The sequence below is a fragment of the Allobosea sp. 05T439 genome (genome assembly GCF_056396005.1).
In genome coordinates, this window is record NZ_JBFTKP010000014.1 from 89,701 (window position 1) to 115,181 (window position 25,481).

General features: G+C 65.9%; 25 protein-coding genes and 1 pseudogene. 13 read left to right on the forward strand and 13 right to left on the reverse strand.

All coding sequences use genetic code 11. The features are described from left to right. Positions 1-32: 32 nt before the first annotated feature. Positions 33-1,217, reverse strand: coding sequence for an HlyD family secretion protein (locus AC1DIO_RS17880; RefSeq protein ID WP_476853773.1), 1,185 nt, complete (start codon positions 1,215-1,217; stop codon positions 33-35). Between the two features lie 112 nt (positions 1,218-1,329). Between AC1DIO_RS17880 and AC1DIO_RS17885 the strand changes: the two genes are divergently transcribed. After that, positions 1,330-1,977: a TetR/AcrR family transcriptional regulator gene (locus AC1DIO_RS17885; protein ID WP_441506731.1), complete on the forward strand. Its 648-nt coding sequence runs from the start codon at positions 1,330-1,332 to the stop codon at positions 1,975-1,977. Positions 1,978-2,065: 88 nt separating this feature from the next. Here the strand turns inward: AC1DIO_RS17885 and AC1DIO_RS17890 are convergent, their stop codons facing one another. Further along, positions 2,066-3,409, reverse strand: coding sequence for an aminotransferase-like domain-containing protein (locus tag AC1DIO_RS17890; RefSeq protein WP_441506732.1), 1,344 nt, complete (start codon positions 3,407-3,409; stop codon positions 2,066-2,068). Between the two features lie 181 nt (positions 3,410-3,590). Between AC1DIO_RS17890 and AC1DIO_RS17895 the strand changes: the two genes are divergently transcribed. Further along, entirely contained in the window at positions 3,591-3,860 is a 270-nt protein-coding gene (locus AC1DIO_RS17895) for a DUF1127 domain-containing protein (protein WP_441506733.1), read from the forward strand. A gap of 70 nt (positions 3,861-3,930) precedes the next feature. Beyond that, the gene (locus tag AC1DIO_RS17900) at positions 3,931-4,689 is read left to right on the forward strand and encodes a sulfite exporter TauE/SafE family protein (protein ID WP_441491163.1); all 759 of its coding nucleotides are present in this window, start codon (positions 3,931-3,933) and stop codon (positions 4,687-4,689) included. 25 nt (positions 4,690-4,714) lie between these two features. On the opposite strand, the gene AC1DIO_RS17905 is transcribed toward AC1DIO_RS17900, so the two are convergent. After that, entirely contained in the window at positions 4,715-6,715 is a 2,001-nt protein-coding gene (locus tag AC1DIO_RS17905) for a transcriptional regulator (protein WP_476853774.1), read from the reverse strand. Between the two features lie 131 nt (positions 6,716-6,846). Here AC1DIO_RS17905 and AC1DIO_RS17910 point away from each other — a divergent pair, with 131 nt between their 5' ends. The 3 genes from AC1DIO_RS17910 (at position 6,847) to AC1DIO_RS17920 (ending at position 10,424) form a co-directional block, all read left to right on the forward strand. After that, positions 6,847-7,935 (forward strand): PLP-dependent cysteine synthase family protein, encoded by a 1,089-nt coding sequence (locus AC1DIO_RS17910; RefSeq protein ID WP_441491165.1) that lies wholly within the window; start codon positions 6,847-6,849, stop codon positions 7,933-7,935. A 16-nt stretch (positions 7,936-7,951) separates the two neighbouring features. Beyond that, complete coding sequence (locus AC1DIO_RS17915; protein ID WP_476853775.1) at positions 7,952-9,451, forward strand: pyridoxal phosphate-dependent decarboxylase family protein; 1,500 nt, start codon at positions 7,952-7,954, stop codon at positions 9,449-9,451. A gap of 127 nt (positions 9,452-9,578) precedes the next feature. After that, positions 9,579-10,424: a class I SAM-dependent methyltransferase gene (locus AC1DIO_RS17920; protein WP_441491167.1), complete on the forward strand. Its 846-nt coding sequence runs from the start codon at positions 9,579-9,581 to the stop codon at positions 10,422-10,424. Positions 10,425-10,769: 345 nt separating this feature from the next. On the opposite strand, the gene msrA is transcribed toward AC1DIO_RS17920, so the two are convergent. Continuing rightward, the gene (gene msrA / locus AC1DIO_RS17925) at positions 10,770-11,285 is read right to left on the reverse strand and encodes a peptide-methionine (S)-S-oxide reductase MsrA (protein WP_476853776.1); all 516 of its coding nucleotides are present in this window, start codon (positions 11,283-11,285) and stop codon (positions 10,770-10,772) included. A gap of 173 nt (positions 11,286-11,458) precedes the next feature. Next, positions 11,459-12,628, reverse strand: coding sequence for a cystathionine beta-lyase (locus AC1DIO_RS17930; protein ID WP_476853777.1), 1,170 nt, complete (start codon positions 12,626-12,628; stop codon positions 11,459-11,461). Between the two features lie 189 nt (positions 12,629-12,817). On the opposite strand from AC1DIO_RS17930, the gene AC1DIO_RS17935 reads away from it, so the two are divergent. After that, positions 12,818-13,267: a hypothetical protein gene (locus AC1DIO_RS17935; protein ID WP_441491170.1), complete on the forward strand. Its 450-nt coding sequence runs from the start codon at positions 12,818-12,820 to the stop codon at positions 13,265-13,267. Between the two features lie 181 nt (positions 13,268-13,448). On the opposite strand, the gene AC1DIO_RS17940 is transcribed toward AC1DIO_RS17935, so the two are convergent. Together AC1DIO_RS17940 and AC1DIO_RS17945 are read right to left on the reverse strand one after the other, a co-directional pair. Then, on the reverse strand, positions 13,449-13,859 hold the full coding sequence (locus AC1DIO_RS17940; RefSeq protein WP_441506738.1) for a YunG family protein: 411 nt from the start codon (positions 13,857-13,859) through the stop codon (positions 13,449-13,451). Positions 13,860-13,939: 80 nt separating this feature from the next. Next, positions 13,940-14,647 carry a TetR family transcriptional regulator gene (locus AC1DIO_RS17945; RefSeq protein WP_441506739.1) on the reverse strand — a complete coding sequence of 236 codons (708 nt, stop codon included), beginning with the start codon at positions 14,645-14,647 and terminating at the stop codon, positions 13,940-13,942. A 103-nt stretch (positions 14,648-14,750) separates the two neighbouring features. Between AC1DIO_RS17945 and AC1DIO_RS17950 the strand changes: the two genes are divergently transcribed. The 5 genes from AC1DIO_RS17950 to AC1DIO_RS17970 all read left to right on the forward strand — a co-directional run bounded on the left by AC1DIO_RS17950 (position 14,751) and on the right by AC1DIO_RS17970 (position 19,741). Beyond that, complete coding sequence (locus AC1DIO_RS17950) at positions 14,751-15,521, forward strand: cyclase family protein (RefSeq protein ID WP_476853778.1); 771 nt, start codon at positions 14,751-14,753, stop codon at positions 15,519-15,521. 49 nt (positions 15,522-15,570) lie between these two features. After that, a complete protein-coding gene (gene kce, locus AC1DIO_RS17955; RefSeq protein ID WP_441491173.1) occupies positions 15,571-16,497 on the forward strand; it encodes a 3,5-dioxohexanoate:acetyl-CoA acetone transferase in 927 nt (308 codons plus the stop codon). A gap of 8 nt (positions 16,498-16,505) precedes the next feature. Beyond that, the gene (locus AC1DIO_RS17960) at positions 16,506-17,546 is read left to right on the forward strand and encodes an SMP-30/gluconolactonase/LRE family protein (protein WP_441506740.1); all 1,041 of its coding nucleotides are present in this window, start codon (positions 16,506-16,508) and stop codon (positions 17,544-17,546) included. 26 nt (positions 17,547-17,572) lie between these two features. Next, positions 17,573-18,784 carry an ABC transporter substrate-binding protein gene (locus AC1DIO_RS17965; RefSeq protein WP_441491175.1) on the forward strand — a complete coding sequence of 404 codons (1,212 nt, stop codon included), beginning with the start codon at positions 17,573-17,575 and terminating at the stop codon, positions 18,782-18,784. A 240-nt stretch (positions 18,785-19,024) separates the two neighbouring features. Then, on the forward strand, positions 19,025-19,741 hold the full coding sequence (locus AC1DIO_RS17970; RefSeq protein ID WP_441506741.1) for an amino acid ABC transporter ATP-binding protein: 717 nt from the start codon (positions 19,025-19,027) through the stop codon (positions 19,739-19,741). A gap of 153 nt (positions 19,742-19,894) precedes the next feature. Here the strand turns inward: AC1DIO_RS17970 and ubiA are convergent. The 6 genes and pseudogenes from ubiA to AC1DIO_RS18000 form a co-directional block, all read right to left on the reverse strand. After that, positions 19,895-20,808: pseudogene (ubiA, locus tag AC1DIO_RS17975) on the reverse strand (4-hydroxybenzoate octaprenyltransferase). A gap of 182 nt (positions 20,809-20,990) precedes the next feature. Further along, on the reverse strand, positions 20,991-21,782 hold the full coding sequence (locus AC1DIO_RS17980; RefSeq protein WP_441491364.1) for an endonuclease/exonuclease/phosphatase family protein: 792 nt from the start codon (positions 21,780-21,782) through the stop codon (positions 20,991-20,993). 111 nt (positions 21,783-21,893) lie between these two features. Next, entirely contained in the window at positions 21,894-22,388 is a 495-nt protein-coding gene (locus AC1DIO_RS17985) for a hypothetical protein (RefSeq protein WP_476853779.1), read from the reverse strand. Positions 22,389-22,571: 183 nt separating this feature from the next. Then, positions 22,572-23,072, reverse strand: a complete 501-nt coding sequence (locus AC1DIO_RS17990) for a sugar O-acetyltransferase (protein ID WP_441491179.1) — start codon at positions 23,070-23,072, stop codon at positions 22,572-22,574. A gap of 190 nt (positions 23,073-23,262) precedes the next feature. Continuing rightward, complete coding sequence (locus AC1DIO_RS17995; protein ID WP_441506744.1) at positions 23,263-24,192, reverse strand: hypothetical protein; 930 nt, start codon at positions 24,190-24,192, stop codon at positions 23,263-23,265. Between the two features lie 11 nt (positions 24,193-24,203). Continuing rightward, complete coding sequence (locus AC1DIO_RS18000) at positions 24,204-25,010, reverse strand: MerR family transcriptional regulator (RefSeq protein ID WP_476853780.1); 807 nt, start codon at positions 25,008-25,010, stop codon at positions 24,204-24,206. Positions 25,011-25,166: 156 nt separating this feature from the next. Here AC1DIO_RS18000 and AC1DIO_RS18005 point away from each other — a divergent pair, with 156 nt between their 5' ends. After that, positions 25,167-25,385, forward strand: a complete 219-nt coding sequence (locus AC1DIO_RS18005) for a hypothetical protein (RefSeq protein ID WP_441491182.1) — start codon at positions 25,167-25,169, stop codon at positions 25,383-25,385. Positions 25,386-25,481 lie beyond the last annotated feature (96 nt).

The window sequence follows — 25,481 nt, forward strand, 5'->3', positions numbered from 1 at the left end:
GGGGCGCGGCCTTGCGACATGCTCAGGATCGGCTAGCGCGCGTCTGCCACGACATCGGCGTTCGAGACCTTGGTGTTGATCGTCGGCACGACCGACATGCCCGAGCGCAGATCACCCGCCAGGCCATGGCCGGCGTCGAGCACGATCTTAACCGGAACGCGCTGGACGACCTTGGTGAAGTTGCCGGTCGCGTTGTCCGGGGGCAGCAGGGCGAATTCCTGGCCGCTGGCCGGCGCGATGCTGTCGACATGGCCCTCGACCTTGACGCCCGGGAACATGTCGACCTCGACCTCGACCGCCTGGCCGGGCTTCACCCCGGTGAGCTGCGTCTCCTTGAAGTTCGCGACGATATAGGTGCCGGCGAGCGGCACGACCGCCATGAGCTGCGTGCCGGCCTGCACGTACTGGCCGATGCGCAGCGTGCGGTTGCCGACGACGCCGTCGACCGGGGCGGTGATCTCGGCATAGGACAGGTTGAGTTCGGCCTGGCGCTGCACGGCCTCGTCACGCGCGACGGTCGCCCGTGCCTGGGCGAGATCGGCCTTGATCAGGTCTACCTGCTTCTGCGCTGCGGCGAGCGCTGCCGTGTCGCGGTCGGTTGCGGCGCGGGCAGCCGCGATCTTGGCAACGGCGGCCTGCGCGTTCTGCACCGAGCCGTAGCCGGTCCTGGCCAGGTTCGTGTAGCGGTCATTGTCCTGCTCGGCGAAGGTCTGGTTGGCCTTGTCGACCTCGACGGTCGCCCGGGCGGTGTCGATCAGCGATTGCTGGGCGTCGAGCTGGGCCTGCTTGCTGGCGACGGCGGCGTGGGCAGCCGCGACCTCGGCCTTGGCCTGGTCCAGCGCGACGCGGAGGTCGCGGTCGTCGATCCGGGCGAGGACCTGGCCGGCCTTCACCGGCTCGTTGTCGCGCACCAGCACCGCTCCGATATAGCCCGAGATCTTGGGGGCGATCGTGGTGCTGTCCGCCTTGACATAGGCGTCGTCGGTCGAGACCTCGAAACGGCCGGTTGTCCAGTAATCATGGCCCCAGAAACCGGCGCCAAGCAGTGCGGCCAGCGCGACGCCAGCAAGCGCCGCCTGGCGCAGCCTGCGCTTCGGCTGAACGGGGGCTGCGGGGGAGGCAGCCGCTTCGGCCAGCTTCTCCGCGACGATCCCCGGCACTGCCTCGTTGGCGGGGATGGCGCGTTCGGCGGAAATCCGATCCTGATGGGTGCTCATCGCTTCATCTCCTGCAGGGCTGGGCGATCAGCCGTTCCTGCAATATGGAAACTTGATGTTTTCTAAAATAGTATCTATCTTTCCTGTGTCAACGATAATTTGGAAAACCGTCATGGTACAAATTCACGAAACAGTGAAACGCTGCCGCGGACGGCCACAGACCCGGCCCGACGACGAGACGATGCGCCTGATCGTCGAGGCTGCGGACCGTGAGTTCCAGTCGAACGGCTATGCCGGCACGAATATCAAGGCGGTGGCCGACCGGGCCGGCGTCTCGACCAAGACGCTCTACAAGCTCGTGCCGACCAAGGCCGGGCTCTTCGAGGCGACGATCCGTCTTCGCATCAGCCGCTTCCTGCTCGATCTGGACGACGAGGTCGGCGAGGAGCTCGACCCGCGCGAGGCGCTGGAACGCATCCTGTTCGCCTTCGGCGTGCTGACGCTGAGCGCCGAGACGATCGCCATCAACCGGCTCGTCATCGGCGAATGCGGGCGCTTCCCCGAGGTCGCGCGCGCGTTCTACCAACTGGCGATCGTGCCGGTGAACGGCGTCATCGAGGCCTGGCTGACGCAGCAGAAGGACAAGGGCACGCTTCGCATCGACGATGTCCATATCGCGTCGGGCATGCTGCGCGGCATGATGATCATGGAGCCGCAGCGCACCGCGATGATGGGGCAGCGCGCCGCACCGCATCGCGACGAGATCGCACTTCGCGCCCGGCAATGCGCCGAGGTGTTCTATAACGGCTGCAGGATGTGAGGCGCCGAGATCTGACGGAGAGGGGGGCTTGGCCGGGCCTGCCCGCCGGTCCCTGGACACGGAGTGCGTATGAGCGGCCGCGCGTCGCTCATTCCGTCGAGTCGAAGTCGTCCTCCCCGCCATTCAGCATCGCGGCCAGTGTGCGCAGGCCGGTATCGAGCTGATCCATCGTCGGGGAGGCCAGCGCCAGCCTGACGGCGTTGGGCGCATGGCCGGGGCTGACGGCGAAGGTCGAGGACGGCGTCAACGCGATGTCGCGCCTGGCTGCCGCCGCGACGAAGGCCTGCGAGCGCCAATGCGCCGGCAAGGTCAGCCAGAGATGATAGCATTTTCCGTTGGTCCGGATGTCGAAGCCGGAGAGACGGTCGGCCGCCAATCTCTGGCGCGCCCGCGCGTCKAGGCGCTTCAGTCTCGCAAGCGCGGCAACGGTGCCGTCGCCCAGCATCCGCTGCGCCGCCGCAAACGCAAATCCCGAGGCGGTCCAGCCGCCCGCGCGCACCGAGGCCGCCACGCTTTCCCGCAGGCGCGGGGGCGACGCGATGAAGCCAAGCGTCAGGCCGGGCGCGACCTTCTTGGAGAGGCTGTCGATGACGATGCAGGACGCGGGCGCCAACGCGGCAAGCGGTGGCTGATCGTCGAGGAAGCCGTAGACATTGTCCTCGATKACCGGAAGCGCGAGTTCCTCGACAACGCGCAGGAGATCGGCTCTGCGCGCCGCATTCATCGTCACGCCCAGCGGATTCTGGACCGCTGGCTGAACATAGATGGCCGAGAGCTGAGCCTCGCGATGCGCCCTTTGCACCGCGTCGGGCCGCAGGCCGTCTTCGTCCATCGCCAGCGGCACCAGCGAAATCCCGAGCCGGGCGGCGATGCTCTTGATGAAAGGGTAGGTCAAGGCCTCCACGCCGCAGCGACCGCCCGCTGGAACGACCGCAGCGAGCGCTGCGGCAAGGCTCTGGCGGCCATTGCCGGTGAACACGAGCTGTTCGGGCGAGGGGGACCATGCGCCCTGCGACAGATACGCGGCCGCGACGCCTCTCACGGCCGGCGTCCCGATGCTGGTCGCCTGTCGCAACGCGGCATCCAGCGCGGCAGGATTGTCCAGGCCGCCCAGGCTCTTGGCGATCATCACGGTCTGGTCGGGAAGGATCGGGTAATTGAACTCGAGGTCGATCCGGCTGCCATGCGGCTCGCCTGGCGCCGCCACGCCACGCCTGGCATCGCCTGAGATGAAGGTGCCCCTGCCGACTTCGCCGACGACGAGGCCGCGGCGCAACAGCTCGGCATAGACGCGGCTCGCCGTCGAGACGGCGATCGCGCGGTCATAGGCGAAGCTGCGCTGCGGCGGCAGGCGGTCGCCCGGCTTGAGCGTGCCGTCGGCGATCTCCGCGGCGATCGCGTCGGCGAGCTTCAGATAATCGGATTTCGACATTATTGCACCGAGGTCAATGTTTCGATTGCTCGGAGCATTATGTCGGATCATTTTGTCCGCATCAACGTGATTGAACCGGGAGCCGCGACGTCTTCGGGACTCAAAGCAGCAGGTGGCCCGCTCGGCGAGCGCTTGCGGCTGTGGTGTCGCCTTGCCCGGATCGAGCATTGGGAGACAGGACATGTCTGCAATTCCTTCAATCTCACCTTCCGTGACGCCCATTCCTGCAACCTTCGCCCGGCCTGCGGTCGCAGGGACGCCCGGCGCACCGTTCCGGCTGCTCGGCGCCTGTTACCGCTGGATCGCGGGCTATTTCGTCCGCCGCGACGCGATTGCATGGCTTCGCGAATGTGATGACGCGGCATTGCGGGATATCGGCCTGGCGCGGAGCGAGATCGAAGGCGCGGTCCGCGGCCTCGTCAGCCCTTCCGGTGGAGCGAGGAGGGGATGATGGCCTCCTCGGCCGCGATGGGCCCTTGCGCAGGCGGAGACCGGCACGCGTCCTCCATGGAGGCCGCCACATGGACCTGACCTGGGCCACGATCCTGGTCGCCTTTGCCGGCGTCTTTCTGATTGGCTTCATGCGGGGAGCTTTTGGCGGCGGCTTCGCCATCATCGGCATTCCGCTGTTGTCCCTCGTGATGGACCCGGTCACTGCCGGCGGGCTGCTCGCGCCCCTGTTCATCGCGATGGATCTCTATGCGCTGCGCTACTTCAAGCCCTCGACCTGGTCGAAGCCGGATCTCGTGCTGCTMCTGCCGGGGCTCGTGATCGGCATCGGGGCGGGCTTTCTGCTGTTCCGCTCTCTCGACCACCGGACTGTCACGCTCGCGATGGGGGTGATCACCCTGATCTTCGTCGGCCTCTGGCTTGTCGGAGGCGCTGAGGTGACGATCCGGCCGCGTTCGACGCCGAAGGCGATCACGGCTGGTCTCGCCTCGGGTGTCACGACCATGGTCGCCCATTCCGGCGGGCCGCCGCTGGCGATGTATCTGCTGCCGCTCGGCCTCGGCAAGGAGATCTATGCGGGCACCACGAGCCTGTTCTTCACGGTCGGCAACGCGACCAAGCTGGTGCCGTGGCTGCTGCTGGTGAAGCCGAGCGCCCATGTCTGGACCTTGATGGCGCTTTGCCTGCTCGCCATTCCCATGGGCGTCGGGCTGGGCTGGCGGCTGCACGGCGCGCTCGACCAGCGCCAGATCTATCGCGCCTGCTACGCGCTTCTTGTCGTGACGGCGCTGAAATTGCTGTGGGACGGCATTTCCGGATTTTGGGGCTGAGCGCGACTGTCTGCACCTCGCGCTTTCACGGGGCCAGGCCGATGGCTGCCGCAGCCTTGCGGTAGCGCATCTGGGTATCCGCTTCGAACCTGAACGTAGTCAGGAAATCGTCGAGCCGGTAACCCGGGTTGAGGGCATGGATGCGTGCGACGTGGGTGCGCGCCTCCTCGATACGGCCGGCAAGCGCGAGGCAATGCGCGGCGATGGCCAGGATGTGCACATGCGCATTGGGGCGCGCGGCCGCCTTCACGCCCCAATGCGCCGCCTCCGCGAAGGCGCCCAGCCTGACCAGCGCCATCGCACGCGTGCCCAGAATGCCAAACAGCAAGGGATCATGCGGGCTCAGCAGACGGGAGTGGTCGGACGCCGCGATCGCGGTCTCGGGATCCCCCGCCTGGCAGTGGACGAAGGCGAGAGCGTAATGCCCGAGCGCGAAATTCGGGCTGAGCGCCACGGACCGTTCCAGCGCGCCGATGGCTTCGGCTTGATCGCCGACGAGCCACATGGCTCGTCCCATCGACCAATGGGCGGCGGGATTCTGCTCGTCGATCAACAGGCTCTGTTCGGCGGTTTCGATGGCCCGTCGGACTTCGTCATTCCGTTCGCCCCAGCGCTGGAAGGCCCTTTGCCAATGCGTGAAGGACAGGCCGGCCTGGGCGCGCGAAAAGGTCGGGTCGAGCTGCGCCGAGCGGCGGAAGAACGCCGCGGCCTGCTCATTTTCCGCGGCGGTGAAGCGGTACATGTGCCAGAGCCCGCGATGATAGGCTTCCCACGCGTCGAGCGACTCCGGAGGTCTCAGGATCGCGCGATTGCGCTCCGCGGTCTCGATTTCGGAAGCGATCGCCGAAACGATGCCGTTGCCGATCTCGTCGAGCACGGCGAGCCGATCGAGCGAAGAGGCCTCGAACCGGTCCGTCCAGACGATATGCGCACTCGCCGCCTCGACGACTTCGATGACGGCGGTGGTGGCGCTCTCGTGCCGCTCCAGCAGCCCGGTGACGACATAGCGGACGCCCAGCCGCTCGCCGATCTCGCGATATCCCAGCTGCTCCGGCGCAATCGCGAAGACCGAGCCGCGCGCGATGACGAAGAGCCCACGCAGACGCGCCAGGCGACTGATCACGTCATGTGTCAGAGCGTTGCCGAGATCGCTGGGGCCGATGCCGTCCGGGCTCACTTCCTGAAGCGGCATGATCGCAACGGAAATCCGGTGCTGCGCCGAAGGCTCTGTCGTCTCATGGCCGGCGGCCTCGGCGGCGGCGGCGGACGCGGGCGTCGTCCTCAACTCCCTCCAGGCGGCTGCGATGGGGGCGAAATCGATGCCGTCGGCCGCGAAACTCCTGGCGGTCCTCTCGAGGTGCCGGGTGCAGTCGTCGATCAGGCGCCGATCGTAGAGTTCGGCCAGGAACCGGGCGTGCGCGCCGATATCGAACGGCGAAAGCTCGATCCATCTGCGGGCCGCGGCCCAGCCTGCTGGCGTTCCCCTCGCTGCCCTGCGCGCCGTCTCGGCCACCAATGCGATTTCGAACGAGCGGAACTCGCTCCGGCGGCTCGCCACCCAGTGTTCGAACTCGATGCTCTGGGCGAGCTCGGTGCCTTCCAGGAATTCTTGCTCCGCCGCGGCAGTGAGCGACTGCAGCTCCGTGTCGCCAAGCCGCCCGAAGCCGGCTTCGGCAGCCGCAAGCAGGCGCAGGACATCGACATCGCAGCCCGCGAGATCGAGCGCGATGCCGTCATCGCAGGCTAAGACGCGACGATGAGCKGGGTCGTCGAGCAGCGCTCGCAGCTTGCTGAGGCACCATCTCAGCTCGCCGCGCGGATCGTCGGGGACCTGCCATAACAGGCTGCAGAGGCGCTCGCGGGGAACCGGACGCGAAGCCAGCGCGAGATAGGCAAGCAGCGCCCGCACCTTGCGCGAGGGCGGAAGCGTCTCGGCCGCACCGGCGCGCAGGAGCTTCAGCGGACCGAGGAGCCGGAGCTCGAGCCCGGGCCTTGAAAAATCGGCATCGGAACCCTGCGATTCCATGCGCACTCCAACGGTGGCTCCCACGCGGAGTACCCCACCGCCATCCTAGCATCCCCTGACTATCCGCACAGCCGGAAGCTGCGGCGGCCGGGATGGCCACCGCCGGAAGTCAGTCATGAAGGAGGGAAACCATGCCTTCGATGGACATTTCGAGGACGACGCAAGGTCGGGGCCGCCTGTTCGAAACCGTGCTCGACACGATTGGCGACACCCCGGCCATCCGCATCAACAATCTCGGCGTCGATCACGCCACGATCTATGTGAAGGCCGAATTCTTCAATCCGGCCGCCTCGGTCAAGGACAGGCTGGCGGTGGCCGTCATCGAGGAGGCCGAGCGCAGCGGCGCCTTGCGGCCCGGGCAGACGGTCGTCGAGGCGACCAGCGGCAATACCGGCATCGGCCTCGCCATGGTCTGTGCGCAGAAGGGCTATCCGCTCGTCGTCACCATGGCGGATAGTTTTTCGGTCGAACGTCGGCTGCTGATGCGGATGCTCGGCGCGAAGGTCGTGCTGACGCCGCGGGCGCAAAAGGGGTTCGGCATGTATCTGAAGGCCGTCGAACTGGCCGAGAAGAATGGCTGGTTCCTTGCCCGGCAGTTCGAGACCAAGGCCAATGCCGCCATCCACGAGGCCACCACGGGCCGCGAGATCGTCGGCGATTTCGCCGGCTCGCGCCTCGACTATTTCGTCACCGGCTATGGCACCGGCGGTACGGTGGTCGGCGTCTCGCGCGTGCTCAGGCGGGAGCGTCCGGAGACGAAGATCATACTGAGCGAGCCGGCGAATGCGCAGCTGATCGGCAGCGGCCAGAGCCAGCAGCGTGGTGCGGGAGGCGCGCCATCGGTCAGCCATCCCGCCTTCGAGCCGCATCCGATCCAAGGCTGGACGCCGGATTTCATCCCCGACGTGCTGCAGGAGGCGATCGACGAGCATTACTATGACGACGTGGTTCCGATTGCCGGACCGCAGGCGATCGAGTGGGCCCGGCTGCTGGCGCAGAAGGAAGGGATCTTCACCGGGATCTCGGGGGGAGCGAGTTTTGGCGTCGCCCGGGAGGTCGCTGCTACGGCGCCGGCGGGCTCCGTCATCCTGTGCATGCTGCCCGACACCGGCGAGCGCTACCTCTCGACCCCGATGTTCGACGCGATCCAGCCCGGGATGGATGCGGAGGAGCTGGCATTGTCGCAATCGACGCCCGGTTTCCAGATCGCGGCCGAATAGCGCTGAGGAGACAGCCATGGACGCGCGCGTGTTCCCATCGATGCAGACGGATCCCGACGGATATGGCGGGGAGGAAACGCTCGATCCGCAGGATTGGGACGCGGTTGCCGAACTGTCGCATCGCGTCGTCGACGACGCGGTCCGCCATCTCAGGGATCTGCGCGAACGGCCGGTCTGGCGGCCGATGCCGGGGGATGTCGAGGCGCTGTTCCGCGCCCCCGTGCCCGATCAGCCCATGCCGATCGAGCAGGTCTACGGCCTGGTGCACGCCAGCGTGCTGGCCTATCCGATGGGCAATATCCATCCCCGCTTCTGGTCGTGGTTCATGGGGGCGGGCAATTTCTCCGGTGCGCTCGGCGACTTCATCGCCGCCGTTCAGGGCTCGAATCTGGGCGGCGGGAGCCATGCCGCTGCCCGGCTCGACCAGCAGGTCGTCGGCTGGCTGCGCGATATGGTCGGCCTGCCGTCTTCGGCCAGCGGCACTCTTGTCAGCGGCGGCTCGGTGGCGAACCTGATCGGGCTGACCGTCGCGCRCAACACGGCGGCGGGGATCGATCTGCGCGAGCACGGGGTCGCCGCGCTGGATCTGCCGTTGCGCTATTATGCCTCCGATCAGGTCCATTCCTGCCACCGCAAGGCCGTCGAGGCGCTGGGGCTCGGCAACAAGGCCTTACGCCGGATTCCGACCGGCCCCAGCTGCCGGATCAACCTGGATGCGCTGCAGGCCGCGATCGCGCAGGACCGGGCCGAGGGCTTTCATCCCGCCTGCATCATCGGCACGGCCGGCACCGTCAATTCCGGGGCTGTCGACGATCTGGCGGCGCTCGCCGACATCGCGGCCGATGAAAACATCTGGTTCCATGTCGACGGCTGCATCGGCGCCCTGCTGACGATCGCACCGAAGAACGCCTGGCGGGTGAGGGGCATCGAGCGCGCCGATTCCGTGGCGCTCGATCCGCACAAATGGCTCCACGCTCCGTTCGAGGTCGGCTGCGCCCTGATCCGTGACCGGGCAAGCCACAGGAACAGCTTTGCCGTCTCCCCGGAATATCTGCAGACCACTGCGCGGGGCATCGCGTCTGGGGACTGGCTATACGAATACGGGCTGCAGACGACGCGCGGTTTCAGCGCCCTCAAGGTCTGGATGGCGCTGATGGAGCACGGCGTTGCGAAATTCGGCCGCCTGATCGACCAGAACCTCGCGCAGGCCGCCTATCTCGCCGAGTTGATCCGGTCGCAGCCGGCCCTGGAGCTGGTTGCCCAGCCGGAGATCAATATCGTCTGCTTTCGTGTCGCTCCGGAGGGCCGTGACGAGGAGCGCGTCAAGCAGATCAATGTCGAGATCATGCTTCGCCTCCAGGAGACCGGCATTGCTGCCCTGTCCGACACGACGCTCCGGGGGCGGCACTGCCTGCGCGTGGCGATCTGCAATCACAGGACGAGGCTGGAGGATCTGGACCAGCTMGTCACCGCCGTGCTGGCCCTTCGAACGGGCATGGCAGAGCAGGCAGCCTGAGGCGCTGAGGTCAACGTCTCGCCCCCGCGAGCACCGTTGCACGGCGAAACGGGTTGAAACCTGCCGCAGTCGGTCCATGCTGGTCTCAGTTTTCGGGTCGGAAGTGCATCACGGAAGGAAAACGTGCATGTCCACGAACCTCGATCAGATCCGCGACCAGCAGCGCGACACCTGGGATCGTTTTTCCGCCGGCTGGAAGACATGGGATCGCCTGGTCCTGAGTTGGCTTGCTCCCTTCGGTGCGGCGATGATCAGACAGGCCGATCTCCATGACGATTCCCATGTCCTGGATGTGGCTGCCGGCACCGGCGAGCCGGGGCTCACGGCGGCGGCGTTGGTCCCGCGTGGTCGCGTGACCGTGACCGACCTCTCGCAAGCCATGCTGGCGGTGGCGGCAGAGAACGCTGCGCGTCGCGGCCTGCGGAATTTCGACACCAGACCGTGCGATGCCGGTGCATTGCCCTTCGACGATGCGAGCTTCGACGCCGTACTCTGCCGCTTTGGCTTCATGTTCTTCCCCGACATCGATGCGGCAGTGCGCGAGTTCGCACGCGTGGCAAAGCCGAACGCTCGCATTTGCGCCGCCGTGTGGGGCGCCCCGGAGAAGAATCCCTGGGCAACGACCATCATGGGCACGATTGCGCGCCATGTTGAGATGCCGCCGCCGCCACCGGGTTCGCCAGGCCTGTTTCGCTGCGCGCCGGAGGGCCTGATGCGTTCCGCCTTTGCCGCAGCGGGCTTGCACGACATCACCGAAGAGGAGGTGTCGGCCGAGATGGTTCACGAGACGCCGGAGCAATACTGGCAGTTCATGAACGACATCGCCGCCCCGGTCGTTGCCGGGCTCGCCAAGGCCGATGCTGAGACGGCGGAGCGGATCCGCAGCGAAGTCCTCGACCTGGCGCGCCAGTCCATCCGGGACGGCAAACTGGGCCTGATGTCGACTGCAAGGGTGATCGTCGGCTCGCGCTAGGACCCGGCGCGTGCGTTCACGACCAAGGCATCGGCGCGTGGCTGTCATTGGGGCGGGTCTGCGCCGGGGCGCGTGCGGACCGTCGCTATCGTCCCGACCAGGACCAGGACGCCGGGAACGGGCCCGAAGCGAACGCCATTCCCGGGCTGCCGAGGAGAGGGATCGTGATCAGGCCGGGCGCGAAGGCGTCTCTGCGGCCGGCCAAAGCCGACGGCCTGGTCCTGCACTCGGCCCCGGCATGGTCATCGACACGGCCTCAGGCAGTGCCAGGCTCTGGAACTGATCCGCCAACCCGCCGAAGGGCTCGTCGCGCCGAGCCCTTCTCCATGCCCCTGCCTGCGATCGTCAGGCGGCGTGGCTGCGGCGCGGCAGCTTCCAGTCCGGGCGGGCGAAATGGCAGGTGTACCCCCCGGGCTGGCGCTCGAGATAATCCTGGTGTTCCGGCTCGGCCTCCCAGAAGTCGGAGACCGGCACCAGTTCGGTGACGACTTTTCCCGGCCACAGGCCCGAGGCATCGACATCGGCGATCGTCTCCTCCGCCACTTTCCTTTGCTCTTCGGACCCGTAGAGGATCATCGAGCGATAGCTCAGGCCGATGTCGTTGCCCTGCCGGTTCTTCGTGGTCGGGTCGTGAATCTGGAAGAAGAATTCGAGCATATCCCTGAAACTCGTCTTCTCCGGGTCGAAGACGATCTCGATCGCCTCGGCGTGGGTGCCATGATTGCGATAGGTCGCATTCGGCACGTCGCCGCCGGAATAGCCGACCMGTGTGGAGATGACGCCCGGGCGACGCCGGATCAGATCCTGCATGCCCCAAAAGCAGCCACCGGCCAGCACGGCCCGTTCAGTTGCGCCAGTCATTGCTCTTCTCCTTCTTCAGCCGATCGCGTGCGAAACAGTGCCTCGTCTGGCAAGTAATCGCCAAGAGGGGCGATCGCCAGAGGGGGATCGCCATGGCTTTGTCGCCAGAGATGACGTGCACGGAGGCCGTGTGGATGGCCGTGCGCGTCCAGGTAAGACAAATTCACGTCACGCTACGCGACCTGCTTCAGGGCCTGCTCCAGGTCGGCGATGAGGTCGGCGGGCTCCTCCAGGCCGACATTCAGCCGGACGATCCGGCCATCATAGCCGCGCTGCGTCCGCGGCAACGGCGGGTAGGCCATCGCCAGGCTATGCGTGCCGCCCCAGCTGAAGCCCAGCCGGAACAGGCGCAGCGCCTCGACGAAATCTGTGACGCGCTGCGTATCCCAGCCCGGCTCGAACACCACCGAGAACACGCTCGCCGAGCCGGTGAAATCGCGCCGCCAGATCTCGTGCCCCGGACAGTCCGGCAGGGCCGGGTGGAGCACGAGCGCGACCTCGGGGCGCGCCTTGAGCCAGTGGGCGACCTCCAGCGTCGTCTTTTCCAGGCGGTCGAGGCGAACAGCCAGCGTCTCCAGCCCGCGCAGGGCAAGCGCGCAATCGTCCGGCGACACCGCCATGCCGAGCAGGCGGTGTGTCGCGCCGATCCGCTCCTGCGCCTCCGCCGTCCCGACCGAGACGGTGCCGAGCAGGATGTCGCTATGGCCGCCGACATATTTGGTCAGCGCCTGCATGCTGACATCGACCCCATGCGCGAAGGCATCGAACAACACGCCCGCCGCATAGGTGTTGTCGAGCGCGACAGGTACGCCCGCCGCATGCGCTGTGGCGACGATGGCCGGCACGTCCTGCACCTCCATGGTGATCGTGCCGGGGCTCTCGCACCAGATCAGCCGCGTGTTTCGCCGGATCAGCGCAGCGATGCCGGAGCCGATCAGCGGATCATAGGTCTCGACCGTGATGCAGAGCCCGGCCAGCAGCTCATCGGCGAGTTCGCGGTTGGGCCCATAGGCGGTCTCGGGCAGGAGGGCGTGATCGCCCGCACGGCAGAAGGCGAGATAGATCAGCGCGATCGCCGCCTGGCCGCCCGGCACGACGAAGCCCGCGCGCGCGCCTTCGAGGTCGGCGATGCGCAGCGCGAGTTCCCGCGTCGTCGGCGTACCGTAGAGGCCGTAGGAGTAGCCTTCGCCCCGCCAGTCGTCGCGAGCCTCGGCGACGCGCTCGAACAGCACGGTCGAGCCGCGATGAATGGCGGGGACGAGGGCGCGAAAATCCTGCGATGCGGCGACCCGGGGGTGCACGAGCCTGGTCCGCCAATGCCGGGTGGGGTGTTCGTCGGTCATTGCGTCTCACCGAATCGCCGGGGCCGACAGCCCCCTGAACCAGCAAGGGTGGAGGCCGCTCCCCGCCGCTGTCAAAGGGGACGGGGCGATCGCTAGGGGGCTCCGACACAACTTATCGCTGCATCGGGATCGAAATCGCCCTTCGCGCGTTAAACCTCTGCGCCACCAAGCGAGCGCGAGGAGTAGACGATGACGACGATGAGGCAGACAGCCGTTTCTTTCGCGGCCCTTCTGATGCTGGCATCACCCGCCTTGGCGCAGTCGCCGCCGCTCGGGCCTTCGACCGGCACTGTTCGCATCGAGCAGGTTTCCGCCGGTTTCATCGCCTCGGGCGAGGCGGGCGGCGGCACCTTGCGCTTTCAGGGCCGCTCCTATCCGATCTCGGTCGGCGGCCTTGGCATCGGCTCCATCGGCGCATCGCGCACGGTCGCAACCGGGACGGTCTACGGGCTGCGCAAAGTGTCTGATTTCGCCGGCGCTTATGTCCAGCTGAAGGAAGGCTGGGCGGTTGGCAGGCAGGGCGGCGGCAATGTCTATCTGCGCAACGACAAGGGCGTGACCCTGCGATTGGCGACGCGCCGGCAAGGGCTTCAGCTTTCGCTCGGCGCAGATGGCGTGCTGATCGGCTTCAAGCAGTAGAAGACCATCCGGCAACCAGTTCACCGGACCGGATCTCGCATCCGGTCCGACCCTTGCGTAGCAAGGGAGGCAGTTTCCGTCCAAAAGAAGAGGGATCAGGAATCCATCTGATCTCGGCTGCTCACGACGCGTCCGACTGGCTCGCCCGGACATTCCCCCTTGTGTCTGCGCCATGCGCCGGTCAGCGGGCTGATGTTTTAAGATAGTCTTCGACCCGGCTCAGCAACAGCGCGCAGCGTTGGAGCGTTGCTTCCGTGTCTCCAAGGTTCTCGCGGTCGAGCACCGCGAACTCCCTGATCATCGATCCCGGCGGGAATTGCTGCCAGCTGAGGTCAATGTGATACCAATCCTCGCCGACCGGCAGGCCGTTCCAGAAATGGGTTTCGTCACTTTCGCCCGTCCACACCATTCCCTTGATGATTTCCGTTTGCGGGTAATAGTGCTGCACGACCCGTGAGGTTGGGTAACACTGACCAAGGGCGGGATTGCCGGGCTTCACAGCCGCCTTGTACGAGGTTCGTCCGTCCCAGGACGCCTCCAAAGCCTCGCGAAGGCGCAACATTCGGTCCTGGAGCTTGGTCTGGTTCGGCATGGCGACTCCCATGGGTTCCGGCATCGGATCCTGCTGAGGTTCAAGCTCGCTCCGATGGATCTTGCGTCGCACGCGACCAGTCACGCTCTCAGTCCCGATGGCGCCTTACCCTCGCGCAACGCGGCTTCGTCACTCGCAACGGGAAGCGCGCGGAACAGGGCCGCGATCATGTGGACGAAGAAATCGCACATGCGCGGATCGCCCGATTGCGCACGGCCCTCGGAGAGCCGTTCGACCCGGCGGTCGGCGACATGCATCAGGAGCGCTCCGAGCGCATATTCATAGCCCCAGACCATCGTCTCCCGTGATCGGCCGGGCAGGGCCTGCATCATCGCATCGATCAGACTATGGGCCAGGCGGTCGTAGACGCGTTCGATGATCGCGCTCGCCTCCGGTCCCGGATCCCAGGCGGTGCGGGCCACGAGCAGCGAGAATGCGTCTGCGCCGGCTTCCCGCAGGCGAATGACCGGCTCGGCCCAGGCCCGGACCAGATCCTCGACCGCATGGGGATTGGTGCCGGAGATATCGACCGCGGCAATCCTGTCGATGCGCTCGGTGACGTAGCCGCTGCGATGCGCGAAGACCGCGGAGAACAGGTCCTCCTTGCGCCCAAAGTGATAGCCGACAAGGGCAAGCGGCACCTTGGCCGCGCCCGCGATGTCGCGGACCGAAACGCCGGAATAGCCACGTTCGGCGAACAGGGCCTCGGCCGCGCTGAGGATCGCGAGCCGCCGATCTTGCGCCGCCTCGGCCTTCCGCGAACGTTTTGCCTCGACCGGTCCGGTCATGCCGCCCCCTCCATCAGCACTCCTCGTCGATGATCTTGTACGATCGTCCAAGATATCCTATCCCATTCCCGACGCCGGCAAGCCCGGCATGCGGCTGGCGGCGATGAACCTGATCGATCTGTCCATTCCCCTGGAAAACGACGTCCCGGCCGATCCGCCCTTCCAGAAGGTCAGGATCGACTACCGCCATCACGGTGAGACGGCGACGGAAATCGCCGCTGCCTTTCCGGGTCTGCGCCCCGAACAGCTTCCGGACGGCCAGGGCTGGGCGGTCGAGCAGGTCAATATCTCGACCCATAACGGCACCCATGTCGATGCCCCCTGGCATTATCATCCCACGATGGATGGCGGCGTGCGTGCCGCGACGATCGATGAATTGCCGCTCGACTGGTTCATCAGGCCGKGCGTGAAGCTCGATTTCCGCGATATGCCGGACGGGCATGTCGTGACACCCGACGAAATCGACGCCGAGCTCCGGCGCATCGGCCATCGCCTGCAGCCCTTCGAGATCGTCGTCGCCAACACCCGCGCCGGCCAGCGCTATGGCGAGTCCGACTATATCCATTCCGGCTGCGGTTTTGGGCGGGCGGCCACGCTGCATCTCGTCCGGCAGGGCATCCGCGTCGTCGGCACCGATGGCTGGAGCTGGGATGCCCCGTTCAGCCATACCGCGCGCCGCTTCGCCGAGACCGGGGACGCCTCGCTGATCTGGGAAGGCCACAAGGCCGGCCGGGAGGCGGGCTATTGCCAGATCGAGAAGCTGCACAATCTGGAAGCGCTGCCGCCGACGGGGTTCACCATCTCCTGCCTGCCGGTGAAGGTGAAGGGCGGCTCGGCCGGCTGGACCCGGGCTGTCGCCATTCTGAACGCATGACATCGCAGGCATAGGTCGAAACACAACGGCCGATCCCGGGGAGGGGCATATGGGCAAGGTCATCATCACCTGTGCGGTCACGGGCGGCATTCATACGCCGACCATGTCCGAGCACCTGCCGATCACGCCGGGCGAGATCGCCCAGCAGGCGATCGAGGCGGCGGAGGCCGGCGCCGCCATCCTGCATCTGCATGCGCGCGATCCCAGGGATGGGCGGCCGACGCCCAATCCGGCCGTGTTCATGGAGTTCCTGCCGCGGATCAAGCAGGCGACCGATGCGGTGATCAACATCACCACGGGCGGCGGTCTCAACATGACCGTCGAGGAGCGTCTTGCCGCGCCGCTTCAGGCCGCGCCCGAGATGTGCTCGCTCAACATGGGCTCGATGAACTTCGCGCTGCATCCGCTCGCCAAGCGCTACAGCAACTGGAAGCATGGCTGGGAAGAGCCCTATCTCTCCGGCACGAAGGATTTCATCTTCCGCAACACCTTTGCCGATATCGAGCGGATCTATAAGCTGCTCGGCGAGGGGCACGGCACCAAGTTCGAGCATGAATGCTACGATGTGGGCCATCTCTACAACCTCGCCCATTGCCTCGATCAGGGCTGGTTCAAGCCTCCGGTCTTCCTGCAGCTGATCTTTGGGATTCTCGGCGGCATCGGCGCCGACATGGACAATCTGATGTTCATGAAGCGCACGGCCGACAAGCTGTTCGGCAAGGACTATCAGTGGTCCGTCCTGGCCGCGGGCCGCCACCAGATGCCGTTCTGCACGCAGGCTGCGATGATGGGCGGCAATGTCCGCGTCGGCCTCGAGGACAGCCTGTTCATCGGCCGCGGGCAGCTCGCCCGCAGCAATGCCGAGCAGGTCGCCAAGATCCGGCGCATTGTCGAGGAACTCGGAATGGAGATCGCGACGCCGGCGGAAGCACGCGCCACGCTCGGGCTGAAGGGCGGCGACCAGGTGAACTTCTGAGGCGCGCCATGGCGGGGACACCCAATCCGATCGACGGCTTCACGGTCGATCCAGCGGCGATCAGCTATGTCGGCGAGTGCCTGCAGCGCCCGGAATGCATCCTGGCCGAGCCGGACGGCACGCTCTGGTCAGCCGATGCGCGCGGCGGTGTCGTGCGCATCGTCCCGAACGGGCGCCAGCGGCTGATCGTGCAGCAGGCGAGCCGCGGCTTTGCCGAGGCCGGAAACGACGAGGACCGCTTCGTCGCCGGCACCTTGCCGAACGGGCTGGCCTTTGCCCGCAATGGCGACATCCTGATCTCGAATTTCGGGACCGACCGGCTCGAGATCATGACCCGGGACGGGCAGACGCGCGTCCTGATCGACAACATCGACGGCGAGCCGATCGGCAAGGTCAATTTCGTGCTGCGCGACAGCCGGGACCGGATCTGGTTGACGATCTCGACCCGGACGAAGAACTGGATGAAGGCGATGAGCCCCGCGATCCGGGACGGCTATGTCGCGCTCTATGATGGCGGGCGCCTGCGCGTCGTCGCCGACGGCTTCCATTTCACCAACGAGATCAGGCTCGATGCCGCCGAGGAGTGGCTCTATGTCGTCGAGACCTGCGGCCGCCGCGTGACGCGGCTGCGTGTCGGCGGGGATGGCAGCCTTTCGCAGCGAGAGACATTCGGCCCCAGCGATCATGGCGCCTTCATCGACGGCATCGCCTTCGACGCCCACGGCAATCTCTGGGGCACCCATGTCATGACCGACCGCATTTTTGCGATCACGCCCGACGGCGACCTGCGCATCCTGCTCGACGATGATCGCGGCAGCGCGGCGGGCAGGGCGCTGATGGCGGCCTTCGCCCGCGACGAGGCGACGCCCGAGCTGATGCTCGCCTGTGGCGGCAGCATCGCCCCCTGGTTCGCCAGCATCACCTTTGGCGGTCCCGATCTGCGCACCGCCTATATCGGCAGCCTGAGGGGCACGCGCATTCCGACATTCCGGTCACCTGTTGCCGGATTGCCGCTGGCTCATTGGCACGGGAACGATCGACCCGCCTGACGGTCGACGGATTGGGAGGATTTGGAATGCGGATCAAGTTCGTAGCAGCGACGGTCGCGCTGGCGCTCGGGTGGCCGGGTCTCGCGGCCAAGGCGGAGGTCTCCGACGGAGTCGTCAAGATCGGCGTCCTCACCGACATGTCCGGCGTCTATTCCGACATCACCGGCAAGGGATCGGTGCTGGCGACCCGGATGGCGATCGATGATTGCCTTGCGGCCGAATGCGCCGGCATGACGATCGAAACCGTCTCGGCCGATCATCAGAACAAGGCCGATGTCGCCTCCGTGATCGCGCGCGAATGGATCGACCAGCAGAAGGTCGATGTCCTCGCCGACATGTCGAACGCCTCGCTCCAGCTCGCCTTGCCGCCGCTGCTGAAGGAGAAGAACCGGGTCGGCCTGTTTCCGGGCGGCACGGCGCGGCTGACCGGTGACGCCTGCCAGCCCGATCATATCGTGCAATGGATGTGGGACACCTATGTCCAGGTCTCCGGGGTCGCGAATGCGCTGACGAAGCCCGGCTCGAAATGGTATCTGGTGACGGCGAATTATGCGCTGGGACACCAGCTCGAAGCCGATACCAAGACCCTGGTGACGGCCAAGGGCGGGAACTATCTCGGCTCGGTCCGGCATGCCTTTCCCGCAACCGAATTATCGTCGCAGCTCCTGACCGCGCAAGGCTCGGGCGCCGACATCATCGCGCTGGCCAATGCCGGTGGCGACACGATCGCCGGGATCAAGACGGCTCGGGACTTTGGCGTCGGCCAGGGCGCCCAGAAGCTGGTCGCCTTCTTCATGACCGTGATGGATGTGAAGAGCGTCGGCCTCCAGGGCGCGCAGGGCACCGTGCTGACGGAAGGCTTCTACTGGAACCTGGATGATCGGACGCGCGCCTTCTCCGAGCGCTTCAAGGCGAAGAACGGCACCGTTCCCTCGGCCATCCATGCCGGAATCTATTCGGCGGTCCGGCATTATCTCAAGGCGGTCGCAGCCGCGAAATCCGACGACGCCAAGACCGTCATCGCCAAGATGCGCGAGATCCCGATCGAGGACGATGTCGTGCGCAGCGCGAAGCTGCGCGAGGACGGACGCATGGTCCATGACTTCTACGTCTTCCAGGTGAAGAAGCCGGAAGAGTCGAAGGGCGACTGGGACTTCTACAACCTCGTCGCGACCATCCCCGGAGACCAGGCCTTCCGCTCGCTCGCAGACGGCGCCTGCCCGGCTCTCAAGAAATAGAKAGGCGTCGCCGATGGTCTGGGGTTGGGGACGTCATCGCCCTGGCCTCCAGGCCAGCAGCGACGCCGCCCCGCGCGCGCCGCCGGTTTCGTGGAGACCGGGACGGGGTGTTCGGAGACACTGGAGGTGGCGCCTGTACCACCTTCCGGCTCATCCCCATCTATGTCATGATCACTATCATTGACTTCGCGCATTGCTTCGACCTGACGCAATGGAGCCGGCGGCTCGAGCGGAGGCTGCATGTCGCTCCTTGATCTGAATGACGTGGTCAAGCGCTACGGCCAGCACACGGTCTTGAATGGCGTGTCGCTCACCGTCGCGAAGGGGGAGATCGTCGCCGTCATCGGCCGCTCGGGCTCGGGCAAGAGCACCTTGCTGCGCTGCGTGAACGGGCTGGAGCCTATCCAGGGCGGCACCATCTCCTTCAACGGCACCGTGGTCAACGATCCCGGCACGGATCTGCGCAAGCTGCGCCAGCATGTCGGCATCGTGTTCCAGAGCTTCAATCTCTTCCCGCATCTCAGCGCCGAGGAGAACATCACGCTCGCGCCCAATGTGGTGAAGGGGGTGCCGCTGGCCGAGGCACGGCACCTGGCTGAAACCGTGCTGCGAAAGGTGGGACTGGCCGAGAAGATCGACGTCTATCCCGATCAGCTCTCCGGCGGTCAGCAGCAATGTCTGGCCATCGCGCGTTCGCTGGCGATGTCGCCGCAACTCATCCTGTTCGACGATCCGGAGCTGGTCGGCGAGGTGCCGAAACTGCTGGAGGAGATGGTGCGCGACGGCATGACCATCATGCTGGTGACCCACGACATCGGCTTTGCCTGCAAGGTCGCCAACCGCGTGGCGTTCATGCACCAGGGCCTGATCTGGGAGGAAGGTCCCGCGGCCGCGACGCTCGCCCGGCCTCGCACGCCGGAGCTGGAGACGTTTCAAAGCGCTGTCCTATTGCATTGAGCTCACCGCCGGCAGGAGCAAATTAAGCGGGTCGAACGTCCGCTTAAGGGGGGCAGCTGCTGGCGAGGGCGGAGATCGAGGGGCATGAGGATGCACGTCAGTCGGGAACCGCGGGCTTTAGCGAGCGAGTTTCACGACAGACCGCGCCTGGCCTCACATCGTCCCCAGCAAGGCTGCAGCTGCCAGCAGCGCCCCGGTCAGGATGTTCGCCAGGAACAAGCCAAAATTCACGTCCGGGCGGGCAAGGTCTATCCGCCAGGTCTGCCAGGCCAGATGCGCGGCGATCAGCAGCATGCCGATGGCGTAAGGCGGCGACATGCCCAGCAGCCAACCGCCGAGCGACCAGGCTGAAAGCGTCAGGGCATAGAACAGCCCAATCCACGCCTTGCCGTGCCGCCCGAACAGGATCGCCGTCGATTTCAGGCCGAGGCGGCTATCATCCTTCACGTCGACATAGGCATAGACGGTATCGTAGCCGATCTGCCAGGCGATGGCCCCGGCCCACATCAGCACCGCGCCGGGCGGGATATGCCCCGCGACCTCGGCCCATGCCATGAGCATCCCCCAATTGAAGGCCGCGCCCAGGACGGCCTGCGGCCAATGGGTGAAACGCTTGCAAAGCGGGTAGATGAACACGAGTGGGAGTACGCACAGCGCGACCAGAGCTGTGTATGGGGCGAGGACAAGCAGCAGCGCAGCCGCCAGCGCAAGCTGCACGCCCAGAAAGACGAAAGCTTGTCGCGTGCCGATCTGCCCGCTTGCCAACGGCCTGAAGCGGGTTCGCTCGACATGGCCGTCAAAGTTCCGATCGGCGATATCGTTGATGGTGGAGCCGGCGCTTCGCATCAGCAACGCACCGAGAGAGAAGATGGCCAGGAGCCCGAGGTCGGGAACGCCATCGGAGGCCTGAATCAGGGCGGCCCAACAGGGGAACAGCGTGAGCCATATGCCCACGGGGCGATCGAGCCGCGCCAGCCGCGTATAGGGCCGCCATGGGCCGGAAGCCGGCGATCGACCCAATCGCCCTGATGGATGTCGCTCAAGTCCGGGCGGCTTGCAGTTGTCATGGCCAGATCTATGTCCTGTCGCGAACTTCCGATGAACGCGACAGTCTTGTCCGCGATTCCAGCACCATCGCAGAATGGAATTTGTGCGCCAAGGATCGAAGCCGGCAATGGGGGCGACGCGGCGCGCCATCCGCTTCCGACAAGCGCTCCCGCAGCATGTCGCGGATTTCCGGCGGCGTCTGTCATATCGTGAGAAGAAGCGGTCGATGGTCCGAGACCTCGGGATGCTCGACCACCGTGAATTCGATCACGTCGATGCTGCTGCGCACGAGCATATAGTCGGCGTAGCGACCCGCCTTCTTGTAGTGCGAGGTTCGGGTGTCGGTGCATCCGGTCGCCGTGACGAGGTCGTGCAGGCCGATCTCGGCCAGGATGTCGAACGTCCGGCTGCCAGGTTCGACATTGAAATCGCCGCAGACGACCAGGCGCTCCCCGGGCGGCGCGACATTCGCGATCAAGCGCGCGAAGCGCGTCGCCTGCTCCAGGCGCTCTTGTGTGTCCTGCTTGCCCGCGAGGTCGCGAAGCCCGTGCATATGCGCGATGGTGATCGGCCACCCCCGTTCGAAATCGAAAAGTCGGATGACATGAGCATTGCGCGACCTGGGATGGTCTCCGTAGCCATCCCAGGAGAACGCCCTGTGCACGAAGCCTTGTGCCTGCCCGATGATCGGATAGGCAGATCGCACGAATGTCGCCAGGCCCCATTGCGAGGGCACGGGTTTGCCGTCGTCCCAGAGAACGCCCTGCGCCGCCGGGAAGAACATCGCGGTATGGTCGGGCAGAGCCGCGCCAATATCGCGGAAAAAGTTTGCACGCTGGGGAAGAACATGATCGCCGTCGCGGTAGGTCAGCCAGTCCTTTGACGACGAAGGCGTATGCACGACTTCCTGCAGGCAGAGGATGTCGGGTAGAGCGCTGCGGAGATAGGCGTCCGATGCGGAGAGAGCGCGGATCACGCGGAAATCCCGGACAATGACTAGCGCCTTGTCGCGCTGCGCGGCAATTGCCGACACGTGCTGCACCGTCCGTCGTGCGGCCGTTGCGGAGAGACGCGTATCGGAAGGTCCGATACGCGCCGGGTCTTCTCAGTTGATCGACTTGATGCTGCCGAAGATATCGTCGAGCGCCTTGGCGTGCGTCTCGCGCTCTTCGTCATTGCCCCAGACGGTGATCATGATCATCCGGCCGCTGCCGGCCGGCATCAGGATGAAATCGACTGTCGTCGGGCCGTTCGCGTCAGTGGTGCGGAACTGGAAGACGGTCGAGGAAATCCCGTTGATCGGGACTTCTGCCTGGATCGGCTTCACCTGCTTGATCTTGTTTTCCTTCATCCAGGATTCGTTCGTGGCCATCATCTTGTCGATCTCGCGGGCATGCGCGAACTCGACCKAGAAGAAGATCGCCTCGTCCTGCGGGCGCGCGGAGTAGCCGAACTCGATCTCCTGCGTCTTCCAGTTGTTMGGAACGGTCAGCGTAATGGCCGGGTTCTTGTCGGGAACCGCGAAATTCTTGGCGGCGGCAGGCACGACGCACAGAAGCGCGGCGGCGAAAGCCGCAAGGCAGAGACGGGCGATAGACATGCGAGAGTTCTCAAGAGCCAGGTGACACATGTGACCTGCAGCCCGCTCGTTTCCTCTGCGCCACCAATGGCGCTGACGCAATGCCGATGGACCGGCCGTGCCGCGTAAACTTTAACCGGCCCGGCATTCGCCAGGGGATCGCAGGCGAAGGAGCATTTGACTGCCCATTATACGGGCGGTTCTTCAGTCGGCGATCGAACGAATGACCCGCGCCGGATTGCCACCGACAAGGGTGTTCGAAGGAACGTCCCTGGTGACGACCGAAGCCGCCGCGACGACCGAATTCTCTCCGATCGTCACGCCACCGATGATGGTCGCACCGGCTGCGATCCAGACATTTCTCCCGATCGCGATGGGCTTTGCGGTGACGCGGGCGCGCCGTTGGGACGGCTCAAGGGGGCGGCCGGTCGTGATGATGCTCACATTCGGCCCGATCAGCACGTCGTCGGCAATATCGAGCCCGCCGAGATCATAGAAGGTGCAGTTCTGATTGACGAAGACATTGCGCCCGACACGGATATTGACCCCATTTTCCGTATAGAACGGCGGTATCAACACGAAACTGTCGTCGACCCTCTTGCCGATGAGATCGCTGAACAAGGCCCGGACTTCATCGGCATCGTTATAGGTCAAACGGTTGAGGGTGGCGGTGATCGTCATCGCCCGCTTGACGTTTGCCGACATCGCCGCCGATTCCGGCGTTCTCCTGGGAATGAACCTGGTGCGATCATCATTCGCCATTCGGTATTGTCCTCCGGGCGCGGTCAAGCGAGGTCCCGGTGCATGACAGCGCCGCCGGGATTCGCTGAGGGTAGCTGCAAATCGCCGGGATAAGCGTCCAAACGTCCAGGCGCGTCCACTCCCAGGCAGGCATTCAGCTTTGGTTTTCCAAGGCCGTCCGCAGCATGTCGTAGGTGGGCGCCAGGTCACGAAGGGCGGTCGCCGCAACGGCGTCGTTGCCGACAACCAGCGGATATTGCATCGCGCCGATCAGGCGCGCCTGCCTGTCGGCAATCCGCGCGGCCTCGGCATAGCCGGCGCGCGCCAGGCAGGCTGCGGCATCGACCGCGCGGCGGGCGCCGACCCTGACCGCGAAATGGACCATATGGCCGCGCAGCGCCTCGTCGCATCGCGCCTCGATCCGTGCCGCCAGGGCTTCGGCTGCTTCGCCATTGCCGAGGCTTCCGGCCGGCATGCCGAGATCGCCGTCCATCGACAGCCAGCGGATCGCCGCCGGGACGGACGCACGGATCGTCTCCACCTCGCTGACCTCTGCGACGCGCCTGAAGGCGGTTCGCATGGTGTAGGGCGCGCCATAGATCAGCGTGCTGGCGCTCCAGGCGGCCATGAAATCGGCGACCGGCAGGGTGGCATAGGGATAGCCTTGCGGATCATGCATCACCACGCGCTCATTATCCGCTTCAAGGACGACGACGTAGTGGTCGGCCTCGATCGGTCCACGCATGCCCGGCTGGTGCCGCAGATGCCCCATCTCGACCGGGCCGATCCAGACCGGTCCGCCAGCCAGCGCCGCCTTGAGCCGGGCGAGGGCCTCCTCGGCCTCGCCGCCCTGCGTGACCGTCGATGTCCAGCCGAGCGACGAAAGCGCGTCCTCAAAGCCCTTCTCCGGGTCCCAGCCATAGGGATCGAAGAATGGCAGCGTGCCGCCGATCAACTGCATGCCGAACGGACTGCCGATGGCGATCTCGATCACCGCGGTGGAGGGCGCGTCGGCCCCGAACATCATCGCGAAGGAATTGGCGTAGCAATAGGGGCCGGAGCCCGTATAGGAAAAATGCGTCATGGCGGGCTCGCTTACAGGGTGATCGGATAGGCGACATCGAAACGTGCGCCGCCGGTTCCGGGATAGGTTTCGCAGGGGCTGTCGCTGCAGCTCAGATCGCTTCGTGCGTCGAGCCACGCCTCGATCGCGTCATAGACGCGCAGGACGAGCGGGAAATCTTCATAAGCCCTGGGCACCGGCAGATAGGCCTCGCGCCGCGCCGGCTGCAGCCATAGGCGCAGGTCGCCGGCAGGTTCCAGGCTGCCCTCATAGGCGATGGCGACCTCGACCAGACCTTCGCTGTCGCGGCTGACGAGGCTGTGGCAATGCACGCTCATCGGCCCGTCGCCCGGCAGGCCCGAGCCCCGCAGATGGGCGCGGATATCGGCCTCGGCGCTGGCGACGAAATCGTCGAGGGCCTCGACGCCGACGTGGCGCTGGCGGGACACGACCTTGCTGGCCTCGATCTCGCGCAAGCTTATCGCCAAGGCCAAAGCGGGTTCACCACCGTCGGCGTGTCGGGCAAGCGCCCGAACACCCTCGGTCTGCTCTGCCAGAAGCTCGTTTTGCGCGCTGAGCCATGCCTGCAGTTCGACGGCGCGCGCCTCGGGTGCAAGCGCGACAAGCTGCCCGACACGCGCCACCGGCAGGCCGAGCCGCCGCAGCCTCGCGATCAGTCGCGCCCGTGGCGCCTGCTCGGGGGCGTAATAGCGGTACCCGGTCTGCGGATCGACGTAGGCCGGCACGAGCAGGCCCTGTTCGGCATAGAGCCGCAACGCCTTCGGAGACAGCCGCGTGGCGGCGCCGAAACGTCCGGCAAGAAGATAGGAATCGCTCATGAACCCATCTCTAGAGTCAGCCCTTGGGGCGAGGTCAAGCGCCCGAAGGAGCCTGCGCCATGGCGGCCCGACCTCGGCCTTCCAGTCTCCGGGCTGGCGATGTCATCGGGCTTCATGGCACGATCCGACCCTTGCCATTCAGACGTGGAGCGCCTGATGACCAATGCCAGCGCCGGGAACCCCGTTGCCGACGAGGCTCCGACTCATCCCGAGGAAATCAGATCCGAGTTCGACCTGCGTGTCGGCAAGCACATCACCCTGCAGGGACGGGCGCGGATCACTCCGGCTGGCTTGATCTGCTCCGGGCTCGCGGTCGCCATGGTGACGTTTGCTCTGGGCTACGTTGCCCGCTCGCTCCCAGCGCGGCGGCGCTGAGCCTTCGGACCGGCATGGTCCATCGCCCCTGCGCCCGTTCATCCGGGCTGTCCTGGTCAAAGCGGCCGACAGCCAACTCCGACCCATCGCGGACGC

Bases quoted from the DNA above. Each gene is read 5' to 3' on its own strand.
- AC1DIO_RS17880 (WP_476853773.1), bottom strand. From the start codon at position 1,217: ATGAGCACCCATCAGGATCGGATTTCCGCCGAACGCGCCATCCCCGCC.
- AC1DIO_RS17885 (WP_441506731.1), top strand. From the start codon at position 1,330: ATGGTACAAATTCACGAAACAGTGAAACGCTGCCGCGGACGGCCACAG.
- AC1DIO_RS17895 (WP_441506733.1), top strand. From the start codon at position 3,591: ATGTCTGCAATTCCTTCAATCTCACCTTCCGTGACGCCCATTCCTGCA.
- AC1DIO_RS17910 (WP_441491165.1), top strand. From the start codon at position 6,847: ATGCCTTCGATGGACATTTCGAGGACGACGCAAGGTCGGGGCCGCCTG.
- AC1DIO_RS17920 (WP_441491167.1), top strand. From the start codon at position 9,579: ATGTCCACGAACCTCGATCAGATCCGCGACCAGCAGCGCGACACCTGG.
- AC1DIO_RS17930 (WP_476853777.1), bottom strand. From the start codon at position 12,628: ATGACCGACGAACACCCCACCCGGCATTGGCGGACCAGGCTCGTGCAC.
- AC1DIO_RS17935 (WP_441491170.1), top strand. From the start codon at position 12,818: ATGACGACGATGAGGCAGACAGCCGTTTCTTTCGCGGCCCTTCTGATG.
- AC1DIO_RS17940 (WP_441506738.1), bottom strand. From the start codon at position 13,859: ATGCCGAACCAGACCAAGCTCCAGGACCGAATGTTGCGCCTTCGCGAG.
- AC1DIO_RS17945 (WP_441506739.1), bottom strand. From the start codon at position 14,647: ATGACCGGACCGGTCGAGGCAAAACGTTCGCGGAAGGCCGAGGCGGCG.
- kce (WP_441491173.1), top strand. From the start codon at position 15,571: ATGGGCAAGGTCATCATCACCTGTGCGGTCACGGGCGGCATTCATACG.
- AC1DIO_RS17960 (WP_441506740.1), top strand. From the start codon at position 16,506: ATGGCGGGGACACCCAATCCGATCGACGGCTTCACGGTCGATCCAGCG.
- AC1DIO_RS17965 (WP_441491175.1), top strand. From the start codon at position 17,573: ATGCGGATCAAGTTCGTAGCAGCGACGGTCGCGCTGGCGCTCGGGTGG.
- AC1DIO_RS17970 (WP_441506741.1), top strand. From the start codon at position 19,025: ATGTCGCTCCTTGATCTGAATGACGTGGTCAAGCGCTACGGCCAGCAC.
- AC1DIO_RS17990 (WP_441491179.1), bottom strand. From the start codon at position 23,072: ATGTCGGCAAACGTCAAGCGGGCGATGACGATCACCGCCACCCTCAAC.
- AC1DIO_RS17995 (WP_441506744.1), bottom strand. From the start codon at position 24,192: ATGACGCATTTTTCCTATACGGGCTCCGGCCCCTATTGCTACGCCAAT.
- AC1DIO_RS18000 (WP_476853780.1), bottom strand. From the start codon at position 25,010: ATGAGCGATTCCTATCTTCTTGCCGGACGTTTCGGCGCCGCCACGCGG.
- AC1DIO_RS18005 (WP_441491182.1), top strand. From the start codon at position 25,167: ATGACCAATGCCAGCGCCGGGAACCCCGTTGCCGACGAGGCTCCGACT.